The sequence below is a fragment of the Vibrio sp. T20 genome, assembly GCF_007858795.1.
GTDB lineage: Bacteria > Pseudomonadota > Gammaproteobacteria > Enterobacterales > Vibrionaceae > Vibrio > Vibrio satsumensis.
On sequence record NZ_VFEB01000138.1, the window covers coordinates 282692 to 304409 of the forward strand.

A 21718-nucleotide genomic window follows, 5' to 3' on the forward strand; every position below is an offset into this window, starting at 1 on the left:
GTGTCTCGATAAGTTGGATTGAGTTTAGTCTTGGAAATTGATTTGAAAAACAGAGATAATAGAAAATACTGTATGTAAAAAGAGAACAATAGAATGAGTAAGCTAAAGCAGATGTCGATTTTCGCTCATATCGTAGAGCAAGGCTCAGTATCGGCCGCGGCTGAAAAACTAGAGTTGTCTAAATCTGTTGTCAGTCAGCATCTAAAAATTTTGGAGCAAGAGTTAGGTGCTTCACTTCTCAAGCGCACAACACGAAGACAAACCCTGACCAGTATGGGTGAGCGTTTCTATTTAAGTTGCAAAGACATTAACGTGATTGCAGACTCGGCTTGGGATATGGCCAAAGCTGAGTTAGAAGAGCCACAAGGTCGAATTCGAATTACGGCTCCGAATGCGTTGATGGATCTATTGGTTGCGCCTGTTATTGCAGAGCTGATGAAGCAATACCCAAAGCTAAAACCAGAACTGATCAGTGATGATCAGCACTTAGATTTCATGGAACATGATATTGATCTCGCAGTTCGAGTAGGCAGCTCCCGTGACAGTAACCTTAAGCAGAAGCGCTTAGGCGAGTTCAAAGATGTGTTGTGTGGTGTTGAAGGTATGCAAGATAGAGAGCTTGAATCTATCCCTTACATCGCAAATTCTTGGCAGGGGAAACAGGTGACTCATCACTTTAGTTCTCAAAATGAACAAGACTTTGTCTACCAACAGCAAGCCAGCTGTACCACCAACTCTTTTCACAGTTGCCTTGCCTTGATCAAGTCGGGCGTTGGCATTGGTGTAATTCCAGATTTCTACCTTCATCAGCTATCCGATGAGGTGGTCGACATTATGCCTAGTTTTCAATTACCCACTAACACGGTTTATGCGTTGAATCCGTTTACTTCAAATACGCCAATCGCTATCCAATTGTGTGTTCAAGCGTTAGAAGAGAAGCTCAAGCAGAACTTAGCATAGCTATTAATACCCGGTGTTTAACCATATTTACTAATAAAAGAAATAACATGTTTATTGCTCAGTAATTCAATCTTGTCGATAGTCAGTACGCAGTAGCGGTAGTTTTTGTTTTTGAAGTTGATGTTCGACTTTTCTTCTGTTGGTTCTGAAAACTTCCATATTTCAAATCCGATGTTCTTCATAAGTTCCAATGCACTTGGGTTCTTGATGATCATGGAATACTTTTTAATCTTAGTATTTCTTGCAAGAAGCTTCATATCGGAAATTAGATTCGCAATAGATTGTTCGCGCTTCTCAGAGTGACCGCTAACCACAATATAATTTAAGTTATGATTAGAATCTAAAGAGCAGGCTTGCTTAATATGCAGATGCTTATTTTGGTATTGCTCGAATACCTCTTCGTTGAAGAAAAAACCTAGGCTATGACTAACAATATCGCCATTAACATTGACCAGTTTTCTGCCATGCGCCTTTTTTTCACTGTAATAGAGAAACAGATCGATAGTATCGAGGGCTGAAGGATCCACCTTTGTATATTGTGAAATCAGCTTTATTCTATCTATTACTGCTTTGTCATTCTGATCTGTCATCAATGGCATGATCTTACAGTTACAGCCTTCTTCAATATCCCCTTTAGTGATAGATGATATTCGGCTTTGAAATGAAAAAAACCGTTCACTCAGGAAATCTTCAAGTAGTGCAGTGTCTTCGTTCTCTTCGGAATCAAAGGACTTCAACGTTGTATACAAGTCTAGACCAAGGCAGTCCAATAGCTTTAGGGCTTTGTAGTTACTTGGCTTTACTTTGCTATTTTCCCATCGATTTATCGTTACGACATCTACAGAGCTGAATTCATCATCTAAGTGATTAATGTATGCCGCAAAATCCTTTTGCGTTAACTTCAATTTCTTGCGCGCTTCGCGAAGTAATTTCGGAAATTTCATCATGGTAGAGTATTCATCTTTGATTAGTGACATTACGTTCCGATTCGTCAGATAGTCTATTTTATCAATCGTTAATATACAGTAGCTATAATGTTTATCTTTGAATGTGATATTACATTTTTTAGCAGAAGGTTCTGAAAATTTAAACACTTCAAACCCTAGGCCCTTCAAGAGTTTCATCATGTTGGGATCTTTTACTAAAACAGAATATTTTTTAATATTTTTGTTCTGAGAAAGTAACTGTATATCTGAAACTATATGCTCAATAACATGATCTTTTGTCTCTGAGTGTGAGCTTATATTAAAATAATTTATGCTTTTGCCTGAATTTAAAGAGCAGGCCATTCTGAGATCTAGCTCTTGAGTTTTTAATATCTCAAATTGATGGTCTTCAAAGAAAAAGCCTACGTTGTGACTCACAATGTCACCATCTGTATTGATGAGCTTGTGACCGTGTGCTTTTTTCTCACGGTAATAGAGATATAAATCAATTTGGTCCAGTGGCGAAATGTCGACTTTTGTGAATTTAGAAAGTAGTTTGATTCTGTCGATAACGCTAGTGTCACACGGCTCTGACATTAAAGGCTGTGACTTAAAATTTCGTTGGCCTTGTTTTTTATTGAGGCCTGCTAGAGCTGAAATTCGACTTTGAAATGAGCCATGGGATTCGTTAAAAAACGTTTCGATTAGTGTATCTTTTTGTTCGGACTTGAAGCTCTTTATTGTCTCAAACAAATCTCCGCCAAGATACTGTAAGATCTTGAGTACTTTGTATGTACTTGGCTTTACCTTATTGTTTTCCCAACGATTTATCGTTACGACGTCAACCGCATTAAATTCATCGTCCAGCTGATTTAAGTAGGTTGCAAACTCTCTTTGCGTAAATAGAAGTTCCTTTCTGAAGTTACGTAACAACTGTGAAAACTCACTCATTAAAACATTAACCTTCTGATAATTAACTCAATGTCTCGATTCTAATTTAGACATCAGACTCTCTATTTAACATCTTCGGTAATTTGTTTTTTACGGATGTTAATTGTTTGGGTTGATTGATCGGTATGTTGCGCATGTCCCTAAAAAGGCGAAATGCCAAATTAGTGACGTCAAATCTATGGCATTTAGCCTGGAGACTTGTCAATCTACTGTGAAGTGCGCGTTAATGTTCAGATACAACCTTGCCTTTTTCTTATCTATTTTATTGATCCCATTCTCCGCCCAAGCTGACACTACAGGGCTAAAAATGGATCTGTCCGTAGATAGTGCATCTTATGACAATGGACAAGAGGTGGTTTACACGCTTGTTTTAACGAATGGGTCAGACAAAGCCATTAGTGACTTTGACGTTAAAGATGAGCTACTCAATATTCTGACGACAGATGACCAAGGCAAGAGCGTTAACGCGTTTACTCAGGCTACGATCCAAGCGCATTCGACGGTGCTTTCATCTGCGGGTACGTTTAATCGTTTTGGCAACCTAGAAGCAACTGACGTGCGTGTTGTCGCTGGTGGTTCGGTGACCTACACAATGTCTGCAATGGTTTCTGATGAGGCTGCGGGAACGATTGATAACTTCGCGACGGCGAGTTCTGGGCTATTGGATTCGGTGGACTCAAATACAGAATCCATTCAGCGTGGTGTGTACCAACATGATGTTGCTGTTTCGGTCGATAAGATGAGCTATCAACTCAATAACAAACTCACCTATAAGATTAAGGTCTCGAACACTGGCGATACGTTTATTCAGACGCTCGACATTCAAGATGTCCTTTCAGACATAAAGGCACTCAATATTGAAGGGGCTTTGCAACAAGCCTTTACTGACAACGTTAACTCAGTCAGCAAGGTTGAAGGCAGCAAGAGCGAACCAGGCACCTTCGCCGAATCAGGGGACTTATCAGTAAGTGATGCGTCGATTGATATAGGCGGGTCTGTGACTTACGAAATTCAAGCGACCGTTGCCGACAATTTAGTCGGCGACATTGTTAATGACAACATAACCGCTGAAACACGCGATGACTTGGTCACAGTTGATGAGGTTATCACTCCACCCACTGAGCCTAGTATCACCCTGACACATACTTTGAACCAATCGGATAACTACCTAGTCGATGATGAGTTTTCCTATACGGTCACGGTTGCCAACCAAGCAAACTCGGGTATTGCTTACCATTATTCGGTTCAGCAGTTTCTCGCTGATCTTGAAACCGATTTAGGTAATGATGTCAGCAATAACAAGAATGCTGACGATACAATGGGCAACCCATATGAGTCTTGGACCAATCAGGTTATTACTATTGGTTCTAACAGCATTTCTGAACTGAACGATACTGGGATTGAATCCAATAAGTCGTTAAACGACACAATTTCTATTTATCCTGGCGAACAAGTCCTGTATTCGGTGGAGGTTGATGTAAGCCCAGTCTCAATTGGCGTCATTCCTCAAGTTATCGCACGGGTAGTGGATGCAGAAGGCACAGCAGGTTCTACTGATGTGTTAACGGCCCCTCTAGATACACAACAAGTATTGAACTCTTCATCAAGCCAAATTACCCGTAATAAGAGCACAACAGATACTACGTATGTACCGGGGATATCCGGTGATAACGAAGTGGTCTATGACATTGTTATTTCAAACAAGGACGCTGAATTTTTCGCGAACGATGTTGAAGTTGTCGATAAATTTGCTTGTATCGTTACACAGCAAGCTGATGGTAGCACTGCTTCTGCGTTTTCTGAATGGAAATTAGAAGTCGCTGATAGAAGTGGTGATGGCTCTAATTACGGTTCATTTAACTATGGATCTTGGACTAAAAACGACATCGATTTAAAAGTCGACCTCGCGCCAAAGGGCTTTGTTCATTACAAGTTGACCGCAAAAGTGGCTGATACTAGTGTAGGTCAGATTGTTGATGATGGTTCAGATGTAGGCTTGTGCTTGGGAGATAACTTAGGTGAGTCGGGCTCTGGTGTACAAATGCCAAACTCGAAATTAAAAGTCCAAAAGGAAGTGGATTCTCGTTACTACTCAGCTGGCGGTACCCTGAACTACGATATCACGGTAGAGAATAACGGTGACGGCTACGCGATTGATGTGCCGGTTTACGATGATTTAGTCTCTGTCATGACTCAGTCTATTAATGATACGCCGACTAAAGCGTATTTGAGCTGGGTGATTACTGCGAAATCTTATGCTTCTGACGGCTCTATCTCGACAAACAGTGATCCTGGCTTTACTGGCCAAATTGAAGGTGATCAAAATAATAAAGTGATCTTAGACGAGAAGGCTAAGTTAGCCCCACACGATAAGATCGTTTATAGCATTGCCGCGATCGTAAACCCAATTGCTGATGATGAGATTCGAAATGAAGTGACGGTAGACAGCGTGCTCTATTCCGATAGAGGTGCTTATCCCCGTGATTATTACCTCACTCTGGACAAGCGTGTAGATGGGCACAATGAACAAAATGCCTATACCGACACGACGACCGAAATTACCTATACGATCAGTATTTCCAACCCAGAAGGGAACGGTTTCGCATCGAATATCAATGTTAAAGATGAAATCAGTACGATAGAGGCTGAGTTACTTCATGAGTCGGGAGAAACTAAGCCGGTGTTTTCATCATGGACCATCAGTGCTGAAAGAGAAGCGGTGTCTCCTTGGGTGCTAGCGGTAACCGACCCCGGTGACTTTTCGGATAATAATGACCTTAATGCAACGGCACAAATTCCTCCCGGAGCTTCTATCACCTACACCATTGTTGGACAGCTGGATCGCAGTGATGACAATGAGATTCTTTGGGGAGCGTTCAACAATACTGCAACAGTGACGGGACCAGAAACCAATCTATCTGATACGGTTCGTACTTACCCAAATGAACCAAACCTTGTTGTTGCTAAGACTGCTCGACATACAGACTTTGTGGTTGGAGAGCGTGCTACGTTCGATATTTATATCTATAACCGCGGCATCGGCTACGCAAATGATGCAACGGTACAGGACAGTATTTCAGCACTTATGTTCTTTGATAGTTGGACGATTGTCGGTTCGACCAATACAGATAAACCGGGTTCTCGTTACGGTGACATTGCTAACGACACTGACATCGATACCGACGTTGATATCACTCCCGGAGGGTGGGTTCACTATGAGGTGAGCGGTATTGTTAATGCCGATTATCCACATGATCAAGTATCCAACCGTGTAGATGTCTATGATCCGATTACAGACAGAGATCATAGTTCTTCCGCGCAAATTGATAACGCAGATAGCCTTTTTGATATCAATGTTTCACTTACAAAGACGACGGATGTAGTTCGCTATATGCCTGGTGAATATGTTGAATATACTATTTTGGTCAAGAACAATGATGAAGAAAACTTCGCTGAAGTTGAGCTTAGAGACGAACTAACGAAGGTCTTCACAACACTTGCCAATGATAAAGATGCGTATGTTGAGGACGTAGAAAACCAGCCTGCATTCAAGCATTGGTTGATAGATACTGGGAGTGGCTATGGAAGTCAATCTACCCATGATGTAAGAATTCCGCTGTCACTCGCTCCCGGTGAATTGAAGACAATAAAGATCAATGCCCTTGTTAAAGAGAATGCGGTGTCAAATGGGGTTGATGCGGATGAGTTAAATGTTATTCGTAATGAAGCGTTACTCCTCGATAGTAGAGATTCTGGGTGTACGACAGATTGCGAATATTTTAAACGCGCTGTGGCTGAAAACCATCAGGTACACAATAACGGTGGCGTTGTTCGTACAACCAATATTAACCGTTACTCTCCGGGTGATGAGTTGACTTATACCATCAAGTACAACTCTCAAGACGGGCGCGGTTATCGCAACAATGTTGATGTCAATGAACTGATTAATGAGATATCAGTGGAGTTACAGGATGACAGTTCAGGCAATCCATTTTTCGATGATTCAGTAGGCTTAAACAAGTTTACGGTTGCGGTTGCTAAGAGTGATCCTGCGAACTCAGGAACAACAGATGGTACCAAAGACGGTGATGTTGCGAACGACACTGACATCGTAACCTCGATTGATATCGATGCTGGCGAAGACGTGACTTACACAGTTACAGGTACAGTAAGACCGGATGCGGTCGGTGATATTCATTATCGAGATACCGTCGTTATTCCCGATGACTATCATCTAGATTTTGATAAAACGACCGATGAAGTGGTGTACGAGCCAGCTCAAACCGTGACCTATCACTTGGTGATTGAGAATGATGGCAAAGGTAACGCTCACGATATTCCAATCGTCGATAACCTCGAAGATATCACGGTCAGCTTAGTGGACGGTAATACAGGACCCGCGTATTCAGATTGGACCATTACATCGATCGCAACCGGAACCGATTCTGAGTATGTGGATGCGGGCGCAGGTGCTGGCAATGTTTACACATCAACCAACAGTAACCTAGATGTTGAAGCCGATATCCCGATGGGCGCTAAGCTTGAGTACCAAGTTGTAGCGACCATTAATGACAAAGCCAATGGAGACGTGGTTAACGTTTTAACCGTCGATGGTGACACCATTTCTCATGATATTCAGCAAGAAGCGCGTAAAGTCGATTTTGAGAAAAACATTCTGGCGTACTACGACACGAATGGTAACGAACTGGTTGGCGCAACCAATTATATGCCAGGGGGGTACGTTGAATATGAAATCCTAATTGAGAACATCGCAAGCGCCCACGTTGATGATATGAGCTTGCGTGATGACATCGACCAAATTAACACTCAATACTTTGATGGAACGCGTGGCCCTGCATTTGATAGCTGGACGATTGAAACATTCACTGATAGCTCAGGTATTTCCAACCCAGATGTTGATAACTCAATCCAAGACAATAAGCCGATTGATACTCACTTCGATATTTCGGCAGACAACTTTGGCCGAGCTGCATCGGCAGCGTTTGTCCGCTATGTCATAAAAGCCAAGATCAGTCCGAAAGCGGTTGGTTCTTTTATCAACAAAGCTTTCATCGATGAAGACAATGGTAATGAACTGATCGCGGTATCACCACCATCAACGATGGCGGATCCTGAAGTCACGTTCTCTAAAAAAGCGTTTTATGACGCTGGGTTCTCTTCGCAAAAAACTGAATATTCCCAAGCTTCTGGCGAGAGTGAGGTTTACTACCGCGTTGAGATTAAGAATACGGGTGATGGTATTGAATATGGTTCTCGCCTAGAAGATGTGATTTCGGAAATTCAAACTCGTATTGCAGAAGACAGCACCACTTCAGCTGGAGATCCTGTTGGTCAACCGTTCTTAGCTGGCTGGGAAGTTAGCCTAGATAAAACCGCTGCGACAGGCTCTATTACTGACGCGATTGATTTTGTACCGGGCAATAACATAAATATTGATAACGAAATTGTTATCGCGCCTCAAGAAGGCCTAATGTTCATTATTCATGCTCAAATTCGTGAAGATGCATTGGGTGACATTCAAAATAAAGCGACTTACGACGGTAGTGTTCAAAGTGCGAATTTATTGCCGCTTGAAAATAATACCAATGTCGAAAAACGAGTGGTGTCGATCAACGGCAACCCGTTCAGTGATGGTGATACCTATCTTCCGGGTGACGAAGTTGAGTATGAATTTGTTGTGACTAACCAAGAAAACGGTTGGGCGAACGATGTTCAGATCAAAGACACAATAACGGATATTGAAGTCGAGGTTATTGGGAATAATAAGAGAATGCCAGCTTTTGTTTCCAGTGATGTTTCTCATGAGATTAGCAATGGTATTGATGCCAATATTGATACCTATGTACCAAGCTACAACACAAGTGGCAACCTTGATATTGAAACCGATATTGCCGCGAGAGAAGTGCTGACGTTTAACTTAACGGGTATTGTTCGCGACGATGCTTTAGGCACTATTGATGCCAACCGAGTGACAGCAGGAAGTGACTCAGCGACGTCGCAAGAGATTCCTCCTAAAGATGCCGAGCTCGATTACTTCAAAACCTTGGTGTATACCGATGGTGAATCGGCAGGGTGTTCTGTTCCTTCAGACGATGGTAGCGGTTGTACTTATGCACCACGTGGTGATGTTGAGTATCAAGTTACGTTAGAGAATATCGGAGACAGTATCGCCGGTGATGTACCTGTTATTGACGCTATTCACGCAATCAAAACCGAAGATGGTGACGATGCGTTCTCTGGCTGGGCAACGGCGATTGCGGTCGAACCTGTTGGTACCTATGACGTGCAAGGTAGTTACAGCGGCAGCGTACCATTGGATGCAACTGTCGACCTTCGCCCTGGTGAGCGTATCGTTTTTGATGTGAGAGGTACGGTCTCGGCATCAGCGACAGGCACAATCACCAACACGGCACAAGTGAATAACGGCAACACCAACGACATCATACTTGATCCGGGTCGCTCGAATATCCTGATAGATAAATGGACAGATACGCCTGAGTACGTGCCGGGCGGAATGGTTAATTACTACATCGATATAACCAATAACGATGTGGACACTGGCTTGTTCTCGATTCGTGACATCATTAGCAGCTTTGAAGTTGAAATTGTCGATGGCTCAATGAAAACCGCACTCACGGAGTGGACGGTTGATTATGATGTGCTTTATAACTCCGCGCCATCAGATCCTAACGCTAATGATTTCTCTGAGCTCGACAAGCTAGTAGGTCAAAATAGCCCAGACATCGATTTACCTGTTGAATCGATCAAGATGGCTGGGCGTGACGATGCAGGTACGGGGGGCGGCGATAAGTACACAGTTGTCCGTATTCACGTTCAAGGCAAGGTTCGTGATGACGCGATTGGACGTTTTACCAATACGGTTTATCTACGACATGGTTTGGACGATTCGAAGATCGCTCGCTTACGTGAAGGCTTTATCACTCCGAAACCGGGTCAATTGGTGCTCACCAAAGAAACGACGCCAATTGCAGAACCCGATGCCAAATACCAACCAGGTCAACCAATCTCATACAAGATCACTGTGGCTAACACGGGTGAAGGTTACCTTGTCGATCAAGTCCTAACCGATCGTATCGACACCATCATGACAGAGGTGGCTAACAGCCCAGATCAAGAACAAGCGTTGACAGGTAATTGGGTCATTAGCGACGAACAGCTTGATGGCAGTGGCGATCCAGTCCTGAACGCTCGCAAAGATGTGGTTAATAACACGCAGGGTTATAGTGCGACTTACAGCATTCACCCGGGTGACAGTTATTCATTTGTCGTGACAAACACTGTTAATGATAAAGCCAAAGGCGAGATCACTAACGTCGTTAAAGTTGATAGCGACGACGGTGAGCACTCTGCAGACGCGACCTACATTCCAGAAGATGCGCAAGTTGAGATCACTAAAGACGTCGATAAAGCAGAGTATCTTCCGGGAGAGTCGCTTCAGTACACCGTGACCGTAAAGAATAATGGCTTAGGTTGGGCTGAAGATGTGGCTATTGAAGATGCGCTTAAGTCGGTTGAAACCACGATTGCAGGCGGTGCGACTGAGCAAGCTTTTGACCCTGCTTCAATCCAAATATCTGCGGTATCGACAACGGGTGAAACCCCAGTACCGGATGCAACCAGTGGTAAAGATCTTAATGAGACGCTCGATATTGCGCCTCAAGACAGCATTGTTTTCACGATTCAAGTGACGACTAATCCGTTGGCGACAGGTGATATTACTAACATCGCATCAGCGACCTTTGACGGCACAACATTTGATGGAAGTGCTACCAGTTCACCAGTGTTGGCGACGGTTTCGGTCAAGAAGACGGTTGATACGCCATCGTATGAAGTAACCAAGCTGATTAACTACGACATCACCGTAATCAATAGCTCTGATGCGTTTGCATCTGGTGTGCAACTTCAAGACATCATCAGTGACATTCAAGTCGACACGACGGCTGATAAACAAGAGTCGGCATTCCTACTATGGGAAGTGAGCTTTGACGCCTCGGATGATCGCTCCGTTGTAACTCCAAAGACGTTCGACTTGAGTGAAAACATCGATGTGAGTATGGATGTTGCGCCACATAGCACAGTGACTTTCCATGTTAAGGCGTTAATTCGCACGACAGCGATTGGTGATATCAGCAATACGGCAACCATCACTTACAACGGTGCCCCACAAGACTCTACCGTTACGATCACACCGAAAGAATCTGAGTTTGTTGCGACCAAAACCAATGTCCAAACCGAGTATGAGCCGGGTGGTGAGCTGGAGTTCCTGATCACCATAGAAAACACCTCGAACAACTACATCAGTGACTTAAGTGTTGTTGATGACATGGAATCTATTGAGGTGTCGTATTACGACGGTTCGACGGGGCCTGCTTTTGTGGCTGGTTCCACCTCTTTGGTGGTCGATTCTACCACAATAGGCACTACCACCGAGCAAGTTAGCCCGACGGAATACAACATAGATATCGCGCCACACGGCACAGTTGTGTTCCGCTCAAAAGGCACCGTAGTCGATATCGCGACTGGACACATTATTAATACCGCGCAAGTAGACGGCGGTGATGTGGTCAGCCCTCCAGTTCACACTGTGGCGGCTGTGGTTCAAGCCGAGCTGTTTACCGATGCTCCGTATTACGTTCCGGGTGAGCAAGTTGAGTATCACTTAGTGGTGCAAAACATTGGCCGTGGTATAGCCAAAGATGTCGCGCTTTATACTCAGTTTTCTGAATCCATGGGTGACCATATTGATGGTTCACACAGCCATGCCTTTGATGATTGGACACTAACTGCATCATCAGAAGGAGCTGAAACCCAACCGGGTACTTTTGATAACGATAAAGATATCTTCACGTTGGTCGACATCGCGCCTGGCGGCAAGATTGACTACACGTTCACATTGACGGTCAATGAAGACATGCTGACTAACATCGATGTGCTTGGTTACTACCTTGATTTAACCGGCAGCCCAACGATGCGTGCTCGATCGAAAGGCATGTTGGCATCAGAAACCTCGATGCAGGCAGTAGCAGACCAAGTATCAGCTCTGGATCTACCGCCAGTGGGTGCTGATCTGGTTGTTGAAAAGCGTTCTGATAAACCTGAATACACCGAAGATGATGACAGTGTGACTTACTATTTAGCCGTAACTAATAATGGCTTGGGTAATGCTGCGAACGTTCGCCTAACCGATGAAATCAGCGAATTGCAAAACAGCGCTGGCAACGAAGTGTTTACCGATTGGACCATTGAAGGGGTCGAAGTTGATGAAACGGGCGCAGTTATTCAACGTCATAGCTTCCCATCAAGCACAGACCTAGACACCACCGTTAATCTTAAGTCTCAAAAGCGAAATGCCTTCGCGTTTGAAGTTGTGGGTACATTGGGTAAAGGTTTGGATGACGACATCACCAATACCTTCACCGCGACGGAATCGGACGGTACCGAAACCAGTGATAGCGTCACCAATCACATAAAAAAAATTCCGGATAATTCTGGTGTCCTCGAGTTGACGAAATCTGCGTTGCAAGATACCGCGCAAGTCGGTGACGCGGTTGAATACGAGATTCTCGTAGAGAACAACAATGAATCTTACTTTAAGAACGTGACTGTAGAGGACCGTTACCCAGGTGGTCTGAAATATATCGTGGACACGTCAGAAATCGTGTTGAGCGGTACTGATGGTGAGTTTGGTACACAAGACGATCAAGTGATCTCTCAAGAGCCGTCAGACACCGGCAAGCTTATGTTCATGTCGCTGAACTTTGATCCGGGCGAGAAGCTGCGTATTCGTTACTTATTGCGAGTATCGGTAGGAGCCACTTTTGGTGATTACATCAACACCGCAGTAGCGAAAGTGGATGGAGCGATAGTTTCCAATGAAGACACCGCCAAAGTGACCGTAGAACCGGACAAGGTGTTCGATACCTCATCGATAATCGGCAAAGTCTTTGAAGATCACAACAAAGATGGATTCCAAGCCGACGCTACAGCCTTTGATGTGGAGTTAACCGCGAACCTAGCAACACAAGGCTACATAGCGGATTCAACACACATCATTCGTGATGGACAAGATATTGCTGTTGAAGATGGCGCAATAACCACAGCTATTGAGCAAGGTTTGGAGCTTGGTGATCTTTGGGGTCACTCAGTCAACCGAACGCTGCCAGAAACCAGCAAAGTGGTGATTCAATTCAAGACTCGCACACAACAGAGCTTTGATTTCTATGTCACGACCGATGCGGGCTCCCGTATCGAGTTTGATGCACAAGGTCAGATTCAATTTAAGCATGAATCGGACAAGAAAAAGGGACTGAGCGCGGAGAATCTCAACGTAACCAGAAACCTATATCGTGATGGCGAGGATTACCTGTGGGAAATCGTTATCGAGAATAAAGGTATTTACGAAGATGGTGTTCCGGGCGTTAAGTTGATGACGGTTGAGGGAATCGTTATTTACACAGACCAGTACGGTCGTTACCACGTGCCCGACCAATGGGTACTCAATAAGAAAGGTAAGAACTTCCTCGTGAAGTTGGACACTGATTCGTTATCCACCTCCATGGAAGTGGTGAGCGAGAACCCGAAAGTGTTGCGAATTACCCCGAACAAGCTCACCAAGTTCAACTTTAGCGTGCATCGCAAAGACCAAGAAAGTGAACAGCAGTAGGCCATTGGAACCGTATCTGGAAATTGTATGAAAGTATTTAGTAAGTCCCGTGTAGCCACGTGTGTGTTGGCGGCAATCCCGGCAATGGCAATGGCCAAAGACACAGGTAAGCTTGAAAAGCTCGGTTCTGAGACAACGGGCATTGAAATCACTAAGCCGAACCAAGACCAGGACAGCTCGCGTATATACCTAGAGCAAGGTGCTATTTGGGCAAGCCGCGACATCACTCGCTTTGATCCCGTATTAGATGTTAGCGTCAGCGATGAGTTAGAAGTGGAACAAGGCACACTGCGTGACAGCGTCGGTTTCACCATCACCACCAACTATGGTTACTACATCAAAAAATACCAATTGGAAGTGTACCGTGTGGGTGACTTTGGTTTGTCTGAGCCAATCGCTGTGCTTGATGGCGATAAACTGGCAAACGATTCTGACATCAATTGGGATGGTCAAACTGATATTGACTACCAGTTTGAAGTCGGTGAGCAGCTGATGTTCCGCCTAAAAGCGTGGGACAAAGATGGCAACATGGATGTGACCACGGTTGGTGTGACAGATCTGGTGAAGCCTGACTCTGAAGTCGATATCGATCGCAACGATAACGACGATGAAGAGAGCAAAGACAAGAGCTATGGCCAAGCTAAGTTGATGCGTCACAACATTCCGACCAATGCGGGCTTAGCAAAGTTCATTGGTACCGGTTTGAAAGGCGTTGATAAAGTCATCATCGGTGAAGACGAATTTGACGTTGAAGACGGCAACTTATACGCAGAACAATACTTACCTACAGACTCCTACATTTTCCCAACCAAGGTTGTGTTTGATAACGGTGATGAACGTCGTTACAAGCTGTACGTTCGTATTCCAGATACGTACTACGCACAAACGGGTTTGGCTGATCTTTATGTTGGTAAGAACAATGTGTCTGGTAATAACAGTGCGCTGAGCGTCGATGACCAGTACCAAGATGACATCTATAACCAAGGCCGTTTAGCGTACTTTGGTCAGGGTAAATTTGGCGACAAACTTCGCGTGACCACTCACTTCGACACTCGAGAAAGTGAAATCAAAGACATGTTTAAACATCCGTTCGCATCAGACGATTCGGATGTGTTCGATATTCTCGAAGACGACGATGAGCTGTATTACGGTAACTATGGTGATAGCTCAAACATCGAAAAAGTGGTTAACACCAAGGGCAAGGTTTACCTCAATGTTGAATACGATAAGTCTCAATACTTGTGGGGTAACTACAACACGGGTTTAACAGGCACCGAGAACAACGATTACAACCGTAGCCTCTATGGTTTCAAAGCTGATTACCGTACTCGCGATACCACACAATATGGTGAAGACCGATTGAATATAGTTGGTTTTACGGCAGAAGCTGACTCTTTATATGCACATGATGAGTTCTTAGGTACAGGTGGTTCTCTGTATTTCCTTCGTCACGGTGAAGCGGTACCGGGGAGCGACAAGGTTTATGTAAAAGTAAAAGATGAATCTGGTCTAGTACAAAATGAAATTCCACTGGAGCCGGGTGTTGACTATGACTTCGACCCGTACCAAGGCCGCATCATTCTGACTAAACCACTCGACAATATCTTGTCTGACAGTTTCGGTAGCGTGATTGAAAACGGCGACGACTACGAAAACTTTCTGGTCGTTGATTATGAGTATGTCCCACAAGGTTCAGACTCGCTGGATGCGATGTCTTACGGTGGACGAGCCAAAGGTTGGATCAATGATTACGTTGGTGTGGGTGTCACTTACGCAACGCAAGAGAAAGATAACCAAGATTACGAGTCTTACGGTACTGACCTAACGTTGCGTGCGACGGAAGGTACTTACATTAAAGCCGAGTTTGCCCACAGTGAAGGTACTCAAACTGAGTCAAATTTCGTCTCTACTGACGGTGGTTTAACTTTTACGCCGATTGGCGACACGCTAGAAGACCGCGAAGGTGACAGCATTCAAATCACCGCAGTGACCAGCCTTTATGACCTTGCTCCAACCATTTTTGGTGCCGTTGGTAATGATTTGAAACTTTGGTATCGAGACAAAGATGCAGGATACAGCTACGCGAGCAGCAGCGATGATTTAGAACAAGAAGCCTACGGTGCTGAGCTTCGTTTGCAAGCGACTGACCGTCTAGCGGTTCTGTCTCGTTTCTCGACCAATGAAGAGCGCGATGTTGATGGTAATCTAGAAACAGATACAGAAACGATTGAGATCGAAACTCAAGTCAAAATCACTCAGCACATCAAGGTTTCAGCGGCCGGGCAACAAACCGAAGAGCTAAACCAAAACGACGAGCACAGCGATGCGACCTTAGCGGGTGTGCGTTTGGAATACATGTGGGACAGCGACAATAGCGTTTACGTCAAAGGGCAAAAGACCGTCGACCAGTCAGATGACTATGACGAAAACGACAGCGCGTCGATTGGTGCGGAATTTCAAGTGTTGGAAGACTTGTCTCTTGGCGGCGAATATACCGACGGCGATCGAGGCCAAGTCGCTGAAGCGACGGTGACTTACGATGTATCCGATGATCATTCAACGTACCTTACTTATGTTGATGATAACTACGAAGGCCAAAATAACGTGATTGTCGGGCAACGTGCGGACCTCACCAGCAGTGTCGATTTCTACCAAGAGAACCAATTCGTTGATGAAAACGATGGCCACGGTCGAATCGATTCTTATGGCTTTGGTTACGACGTGACGGAAGATGTCGAGATGGGCATTGGTTATCAGCTTGGTGAAATTGAAGATGACCAGAACATCACCACAGAGCGTGAGTCCATCAGCTTCAATGCATCGATTGACCTAGACGACATCACCCTAAGCCACAAATTTGAATACCGAGTGGATAAGAGTGAAGATGACCCAGAGATAGCACAGCGTGAGCTGCAACAAATCGTGACGACCAACCGTTATACGCACCACTTAACGGAAGAGTACACGCTGTTTGGTAAGTATAACTACTCAATCACAGAGAGTGAAACCACTGGCGAAACCATGGCGCAATTTACCGAGGCGACGGGTGGGCTAGCGTATCGTCCGATCTACAACGATCGACTCAACTTACTGAGCCGTTACACCTATATTGCAGACTTCGATCAACTGGATCGCGATGTGGATTATCAAGACGAAACCAGCCAGATCATTGAAGTTGAAGCGATCTACTCAATCGACCAGCACTGGGATGTCGGCACGAAGTATGCGCATAAAGATAAAGAGCAGGCCTTCGAGCGTGCTTCTGGTGCGAATGAGATGGTGAAAAGCGACATTGATTTATACGGACTTAGTGCTTCTTACCGAGTGATGAAAGAGTGGGATGTAACGGGTGAATATCACTGGAAAACTGACACACTCAATGATGAGTTAGAGCACGGCGCGTTAGTTTCGGTGAATAAGCACATCGGCGAGAACTTCAAAATGGGGATTGGTTATAACTTCTCTGCGTTTGATAGCGATCTAACCAATGATGACGACTACGACGCATCCGGTGTGTTTATTAACTTAGTCGGTAAGATCTAAGCCTGCTCAAAAGTGGGTTGAAAGTTAAGAGTTGAGAATTCGAAGTGACAGTTAAGAGTAAGATGAAAACAATTATTTTCCTAATAAGCGCAGTGATGAGTACTTTGTTGCTTTCCGGCTGTGCAACCGACACGTACGTGAGTCAGGAGAACCGAGACAAGTTTGCTGGCATAGACGTATCTAAGTTTTTAATTAGCGAGTGTTTGGCGCCAGAGCGTGAGGTGCATATCGCTATCGCAGAGCATTTTGCTTTTGATAAGTACAAGCTACGCGACCTCGACAAGATCAACCTAGATAGCTTTGTTAAAGAGATCAGAGGCCTCAAAGGGCGCATCACGATTGTCGGCCATACTGATTACAAAGGTTCTCTGGAATATAACGAACGCCTTTCACAGCGACGCGCTAAGTCAGTGGCTGACTACCTTCAGACGCATTTGGATCCTAAGAATTACGATTGGGAAGTGAAACACCTCGGTGAAACGCAGCCTCTGTTGTTGGGTAAAACCGATAAAGACCGAGCGGAAAATCGCCGTGCATTTATTGTGTTTGAAGAGGCGCAGAAATACGAAGAGATGCCTTTCTGTGAGCCACCAAAACCCGAACGGAAGGTGTATATGGCGATCACACCGCACTTTGATTTTGATAAGTCAGTGCTAAAACCAGAGGACTTAACTCAGTTAGATGACTTGGCATCTCAATTGAGAGGCTTACAAGGCAACATCATGGTGGCAGGGCATACTGACCAAGCCGGTTCGGTCTCTTACAACGAGAAGTTAGCGGAACGCCGAGCAGAAAGCGTGGTGAAATACCTCAAAACCAAACTCGACCCTAAGCAGTTCATTTGGGAAGTAAAATCGTTCGGTAAATTGCAGCCAGCCATAAACGAACGCTCAGAGAAAGCGGATGCGTTGAACCGCCGAGCGTTTATCGTGTTTAAAGAGTCTGATATTAACGCGGAACAGCAAGCTCTTGTTGGCAGCGAGCAGGAAACTTCGACTGATAATCAATAGTTAGCATTGGATTTAAATACAAAAAGGCCCCATGCATTGGGGCTTTTTGTTGCCTGCTCTATGGACTAACTAGGGTAAAACATCTATTGAGACGGTAAGTTTTGCTTTAACTCCAGAAGCATTCGATAAGCACTTTCTCCAGACATCTCATATGGATTGAATTGGTTCGATGTCGAAAACTGTAAGTTCACCAATTCAGTTAGGCTCGACTGAGGAATATCACCCATAGACCAATCACCAAACTGCCTACAATCGATCTCTTTGAAATATAAAATCATGACGTTTTTGTGTCGCTTGTCATTCAAAATATGATTGTAAGTATGGTTCACTGCGGTTCTCGAACCTTCAATACATTGCAGGAAATACTTATCATTGTGGCTTAGAAGGCCTGTTAAATGGCTTTGCTTATTGCGGTCGTGTGAAATCTGAAGAATGTCGTTCAAAGCCTGAGAGTCGCAACTTTCACAGAGCGTACTGACATAAATTAACCGAGTTAGGAGCATAGGCATCACTTCGATTTTTGTTCAAAGGGTACTAACAAATATAAGCCAAGCTCATGGAATTGCTAATTATTGGTAAAAATATCACTAACGATATTATTTTGGCGAAGTAAGAATGAGGATCAAGCTAAGAAAAGGCGTTAGGTACACCAATTCAGGCTATTTCAGAGTTTGTAACTCAATTGTTTGAGGGGATGGGCGAACGATCAGGCGACCGGCTTTATCGTGTGATTGTACTTCGTCATAGTAGAAGGTGCTGATAGTCACACCTTCTATTGAGTCCTGTGACCTGCTTGTAATCTAGCGTCGATGTCTATCAACGTTATTCGTTCAAAACCGAAATCGATTCGATGTTAGAAGAGGAATCAAATCGAACGTTGACCAACACACTTTCACGTTCGAAAGTCACATCATCAAAGTCAGTAGCTGCTATCTTAAATCCATTCCTTGCGAACAGACTCGTCACCGTTGTTCGTTGTTTCTGTTCCATTGCGCATGTCAGTAGTTCGTTCATCGTGATCTCCATTAGGTAACCGTGTGCATAGTGTAAGCGTACAGACTCTACATTATGAGATCAATTGCTTAATTCATAAGCCGCGTTAATGCCTCTGGATGAATGATTTGATCATTCAAATAGCTAATGGACGAGAAAGCCTGTCATTACAGTGGTTATGATTACGGCGGTGTTCTGTGACAAGGCTTCAACAACTTTTACGATAGTTATTTCTTACCCAAATTGGATTGAAATAAGTGGTTACAAAACGGCTAGGCATTACTTAATTTTTTGCTTTGCTTCTTTCTCGTAATCAATGGAGCGAACTACTTAGAACTTATCGTTCGAGGTGAAATCTAAGCTTCACGACCGGTAGTATCTATCGGGGTTGTCAATGTTAGGTGGGTATTGTTATAAGTGTTATTAATTGCATAAGCTTGATTTTAACATTTCTTTGATTTATAAATTCTCTGCGCATCAATAACTTCATGATTATATTAGTTTTTACTAACCTTTAAATAACATGGAGAAAGGCGATGAATAAGAACCAAACACGCAACGGGTTAGCGAATTTAATGCGATTTCGTAAACCATATAAGGCAACAGACTTCCTTGTCAGTTCTAATGAACTACGAGTTAAGAAAGATGTTTATAGCTTGCGTAAAATTAAACAGTTAGAAATTCGTCAATTGGGCTTCAAAGAAAACGCTATCAATATCGTTTCACTGGCTTTAGTACTCTCCGCTGCGACTTGGGCGTTTGTTCCTCAGTTTGGACTGCCTATGCTTGCGCTGACTTTTATTTTGGCTTTTGTCTCATGGCGAAAATACGAGTTGCGTGCAGAGTTCAAAGGGGCAGACGAAACCGGTGATCACTGGGTATCTGTAGCTCGTGGTTGTACTCGCGAAGAGTTCAAAATTTTGAAAAACGTCGAATTGACGTTACGAGACCAAGTTTCTTAGTAAGCAGAGTGTCGTAATAAGTTAGGTTCAATAATAAACAAGGCTCGTCACTCGTTGGCGAGCTTTTTATTTTCTGAAAAACATAGATAGAGCAGGTTACTTTTGTACGCCAACGACGATGTTGGTAATGGTGATCTTTATGAATCTTAAGTCACGGTACTTATAGTGGTCTTTAGGACTTTGAACTTAGGGAGAGGGTGGCGGTGAATACGCGAGTAAATAAGAGTTTTTTAACGAGACTTATCCGGCTAGTTGGTTACGCTTTGATTATGGTGTTGAGCTTTAGCCGATTTTCCAATGCTCAAACCATAGAGTTTCCTACTTGTGCACAGAGCGAGGCTTTGAATACAGAGATCCACCTTTATGTTGATGAATCTGTGTTAGCCGAATATTCCAAAGAATTTATAGCCTCTAAAATAGCGACATGGGAAAGCTATTCGAATTTGGTGTTGAAAAACTCATGCATTCCTATGACGAGAAAAGTAACCAAGGTGACTTATAGCTCGGTAATCGATAGCCTCTGGTTTCAAGATTTGAGCGCAGCAGAGAGGCTACTCAAATTATCGATGGAAGAGCCAATTAAAGAAATCACAGAAGACGGTCATCCTGTTTTTTCAGGGGTTGTGTTTTCTAATTATCATTCTGCGTTCGAGTCTCGATATTGTGGTACCTCATCTCCAGTATCCTATTTTTTCTCTTTAGCGATAAACTGCCCAGACTCGACAATGGAACATGAAGTTGGTCATTTGAGTGGTGCTAACCATGACTATAAAACGGTGTTAAAAGATTACGCGACTATTGAACATTTTATCGCTGACAGGTACCCGAAAGCGCCCGCATATTCATTCGGTGCTACATGTGCAGAGAGAGGCACTGTAATGTCTTACGAGCGTGATATTATTCCTGCCTACTCTAGTCCTGAAATTAGAGTGAACGGACAGCAATGTGGAGATAACGCGCATCACAATAATGCGAGAGTGCTTAGAGAGTTCGCAAATACTCATTTAAAGCTAATAGACTCCAACAAAAATTAGTCGAGCTAATGCCGAGAATAATCAAATAGTACGATGGCGTTTGAAAACAGGATAAGGAAAGTGAATGGACATAACGATAAGACCAGCAATGCCGAGCGAATTGGCTACCATTTATGCTTTGGTTATCTCAAACGATGAGTGGACTAAGTTTAATGGCCCTTATTTTTCGTATTCTCATCCGTCATTAGAAAGTTTTGAAGCGCATTCGTTCAAACGACTGATCGAGGGCGATGATCTACAGCTGGTGGTTGTCGACGGTGTACCTGTTGGAACCGTGAGTTGCTACTGGGAGTGTGAAGAGACACGTTGGCTCGAAGCTGGCGTGGTCATTTATAACTCTGATTATTGGGGGAAGGGGATCGCAGCATTGGCACTTCCGCTTTGGGTTACTTACTTATTCGGAAACAAACAGATTGAGCGTGTTGGGCTAACTACTTGGTCAGGTAACCCGCGCATGATGTCTCTTGCTTTGAAGCTAGGTTTCCAGCAAGAGGCGAAGCTGAGAAAGGTGCGATATTACCAAGGCGAGTATTATGACTCGGTGAAGTATGGGGTGCTGCGTAGCGAGTGGATGGAGAGAGGATAGCGACAAATATCTGTTTTCCTGCTTGACGGTTCCCTATCGATTCAGTGG

The 21718-nt window shown here is 44.0% G+C and carries 10 protein-coding genes; 7 read left to right on the forward strand and 3 right to left on the reverse strand.

Translation table 11 applies throughout. The features are described 5' to 3' along the window. The first annotated feature begins 93 nt into the window (after positions 1 to 93). The gene (locus FTW16_RS16770; RefSeq protein ID WP_146491896.1) at positions 94 to 960 is read left to right on the forward strand and encodes a LysR family transcriptional regulator; all 867 of its coding nucleotides are present in this window, start codon (positions 94 to 96) and stop codon (positions 958 to 960) included. A gap of 17 nt (positions 961 to 977) precedes the next feature. Here FTW16_RS16770 and FTW16_RS16775 read toward each other — a convergent pair whose 3' ends face one another. Further along, a complete protein-coding gene (locus FTW16_RS16775; RefSeq protein WP_146491897.1) occupies positions 978 to 2837 on the reverse strand; it encodes a helix-turn-helix domain-containing protein in 1860 nt (619 codons plus the stop codon). 307 nt (positions 2838 to 3144) lie between these two features. On the opposite strand from FTW16_RS16775, the gene FTW16_RS16780 reads away from it, so the two are divergent. The 3 genes from FTW16_RS16780 (at position 3145) to FTW16_RS16790 (ending at position 18095) form a co-directional block, all read left to right on the forward strand. Next, on the forward strand, positions 3145 to 13542 hold the full coding sequence (locus tag FTW16_RS16780) for a DUF11 domain-containing protein (protein ID WP_146491936.1): 10398 nt from the start codon (positions 3145 to 3147) through the stop codon (positions 13540 to 13542). Positions 13543 to 13569: 27 nt separating this feature from the next. Continuing rightward, on the forward strand, positions 13570 to 17085 hold the full coding sequence (locus FTW16_RS16785) for a hypothetical protein (protein ID WP_146491898.1): 3516 nt from the start codon (positions 13570 to 13572) through the stop codon (positions 17083 to 17085). 62 nt (positions 17086 to 17147) lie between these two features. Then, positions 17148 to 18095 (forward strand): OmpA family protein, encoded by a 948-nt coding sequence (locus FTW16_RS16790; RefSeq protein WP_146491899.1) that lies wholly within the window; start codon positions 17148 to 17150, stop codon positions 18093 to 18095. Between the two features lie 83 nt (positions 18096 to 18178). On the opposite strand, the gene FTW16_RS16795 is transcribed toward FTW16_RS16790, so the two are convergent. After that, positions 18179 to 18598: a BLUF domain-containing protein gene (locus tag FTW16_RS16795; RefSeq protein WP_146491900.1), complete on the reverse strand. Its 420-nt coding sequence runs from the start codon at positions 18596 to 18598 to the stop codon at positions 18179 to 18181. Positions 18599 to 18917: 319 nt separating this feature from the next. Further along, positions 18918 to 19109 carry a hypothetical protein gene (locus FTW16_RS16800; protein ID WP_261383472.1) on the reverse strand — a complete coding sequence of 64 codons (192 nt, stop codon included), beginning with the start codon at positions 19107 to 19109 and terminating at the stop codon, positions 18918 to 18920. A 515-nt stretch (positions 19110 to 19624) separates the two neighbouring features. Between FTW16_RS16800 and FTW16_RS16805 the strand changes: the two genes are divergently transcribed. The 3 genes from FTW16_RS16805 to FTW16_RS16815 all read left to right on the forward strand — a co-directional run bounded on the left by FTW16_RS16805 (position 19625) and on the right by FTW16_RS16815 (position 21670). Continuing rightward, positions 19625 to 20050, forward strand: coding sequence for a hypothetical protein (locus tag FTW16_RS16805; RefSeq protein WP_048658365.1), 426 nt, complete (start codon positions 19625 to 19627; stop codon positions 20048 to 20050). Positions 20051 to 20253: 203 nt separating this feature from the next. After that, positions 20254 to 21084 (forward strand): hypothetical protein, encoded by an 831-nt coding sequence (locus tag FTW16_RS16810; protein ID WP_123305309.1) that lies wholly within the window; start codon positions 20254 to 20256, stop codon positions 21082 to 21084. A 64-nt stretch (positions 21085 to 21148) separates the two neighbouring features. Beyond that, positions 21149 to 21670: a GNAT family N-acetyltransferase gene (locus tag FTW16_RS16815; protein WP_146491902.1), complete on the forward strand. Its 522-nt coding sequence runs from the start codon at positions 21149 to 21151 to the stop codon at positions 21668 to 21670. Positions 21671 to 21718: the final 48 nt, after the last annotated feature.

Bases quoted from the DNA above. Each gene is read 5' to 3' on its own strand.
- FTW16_RS16770 (WP_146491896.1), top strand. From the start codon at position 94: ATGAGTAAGCTAAAGCAGATGTCGATTTTCGCTCATATCGTAGAGCAA.
- FTW16_RS16775 (WP_146491897.1), bottom strand. From the start codon at position 2,837: ATGAGTGAGTTTTCACAGTTGTTACGTAACTTCAGAAAGGAACTTCTA.
- FTW16_RS16780 (WP_146491936.1), top strand. From the start codon at position 3,145: ATGGATCTGTCCGTAGATAGTGCATCTTATGACAATGGACAAGAGGTG.
- FTW16_RS16785 (WP_146491898.1), top strand. From the start codon at position 13,570: ATGAAAGTATTTAGTAAGTCCCGTGTAGCCACGTGTGTGTTGGCGGCA.
- FTW16_RS16790 (WP_146491899.1), top strand. From the start codon at position 17,148: ATGAAAACAATTATTTTCCTAATAAGCGCAGTGATGAGTACTTTGTTG.
- FTW16_RS16795 (WP_146491900.1), bottom strand. From the start codon at position 18,598: ATGCTCCTAACTCGGTTAATTTATGTCAGTACGCTCTGTGAAAGTTGC.
- FTW16_RS16800 (WP_261383472.1), bottom strand. From the start codon at position 19,109: ATGAACGAACTACTGACATGCGCAATGGAACAGAAACAACGAACAACG.
- FTW16_RS16805 (WP_048658365.1), top strand. From the start codon at position 19,625: ATGAATAAGAACCAAACACGCAACGGGTTAGCGAATTTAATGCGATTT.
- FTW16_RS16815 (WP_146491902.1), top strand. From the start codon at position 21,149: ATGGACATAACGATAAGACCAGCAATGCCGAGCGAATTGGCTACCATT.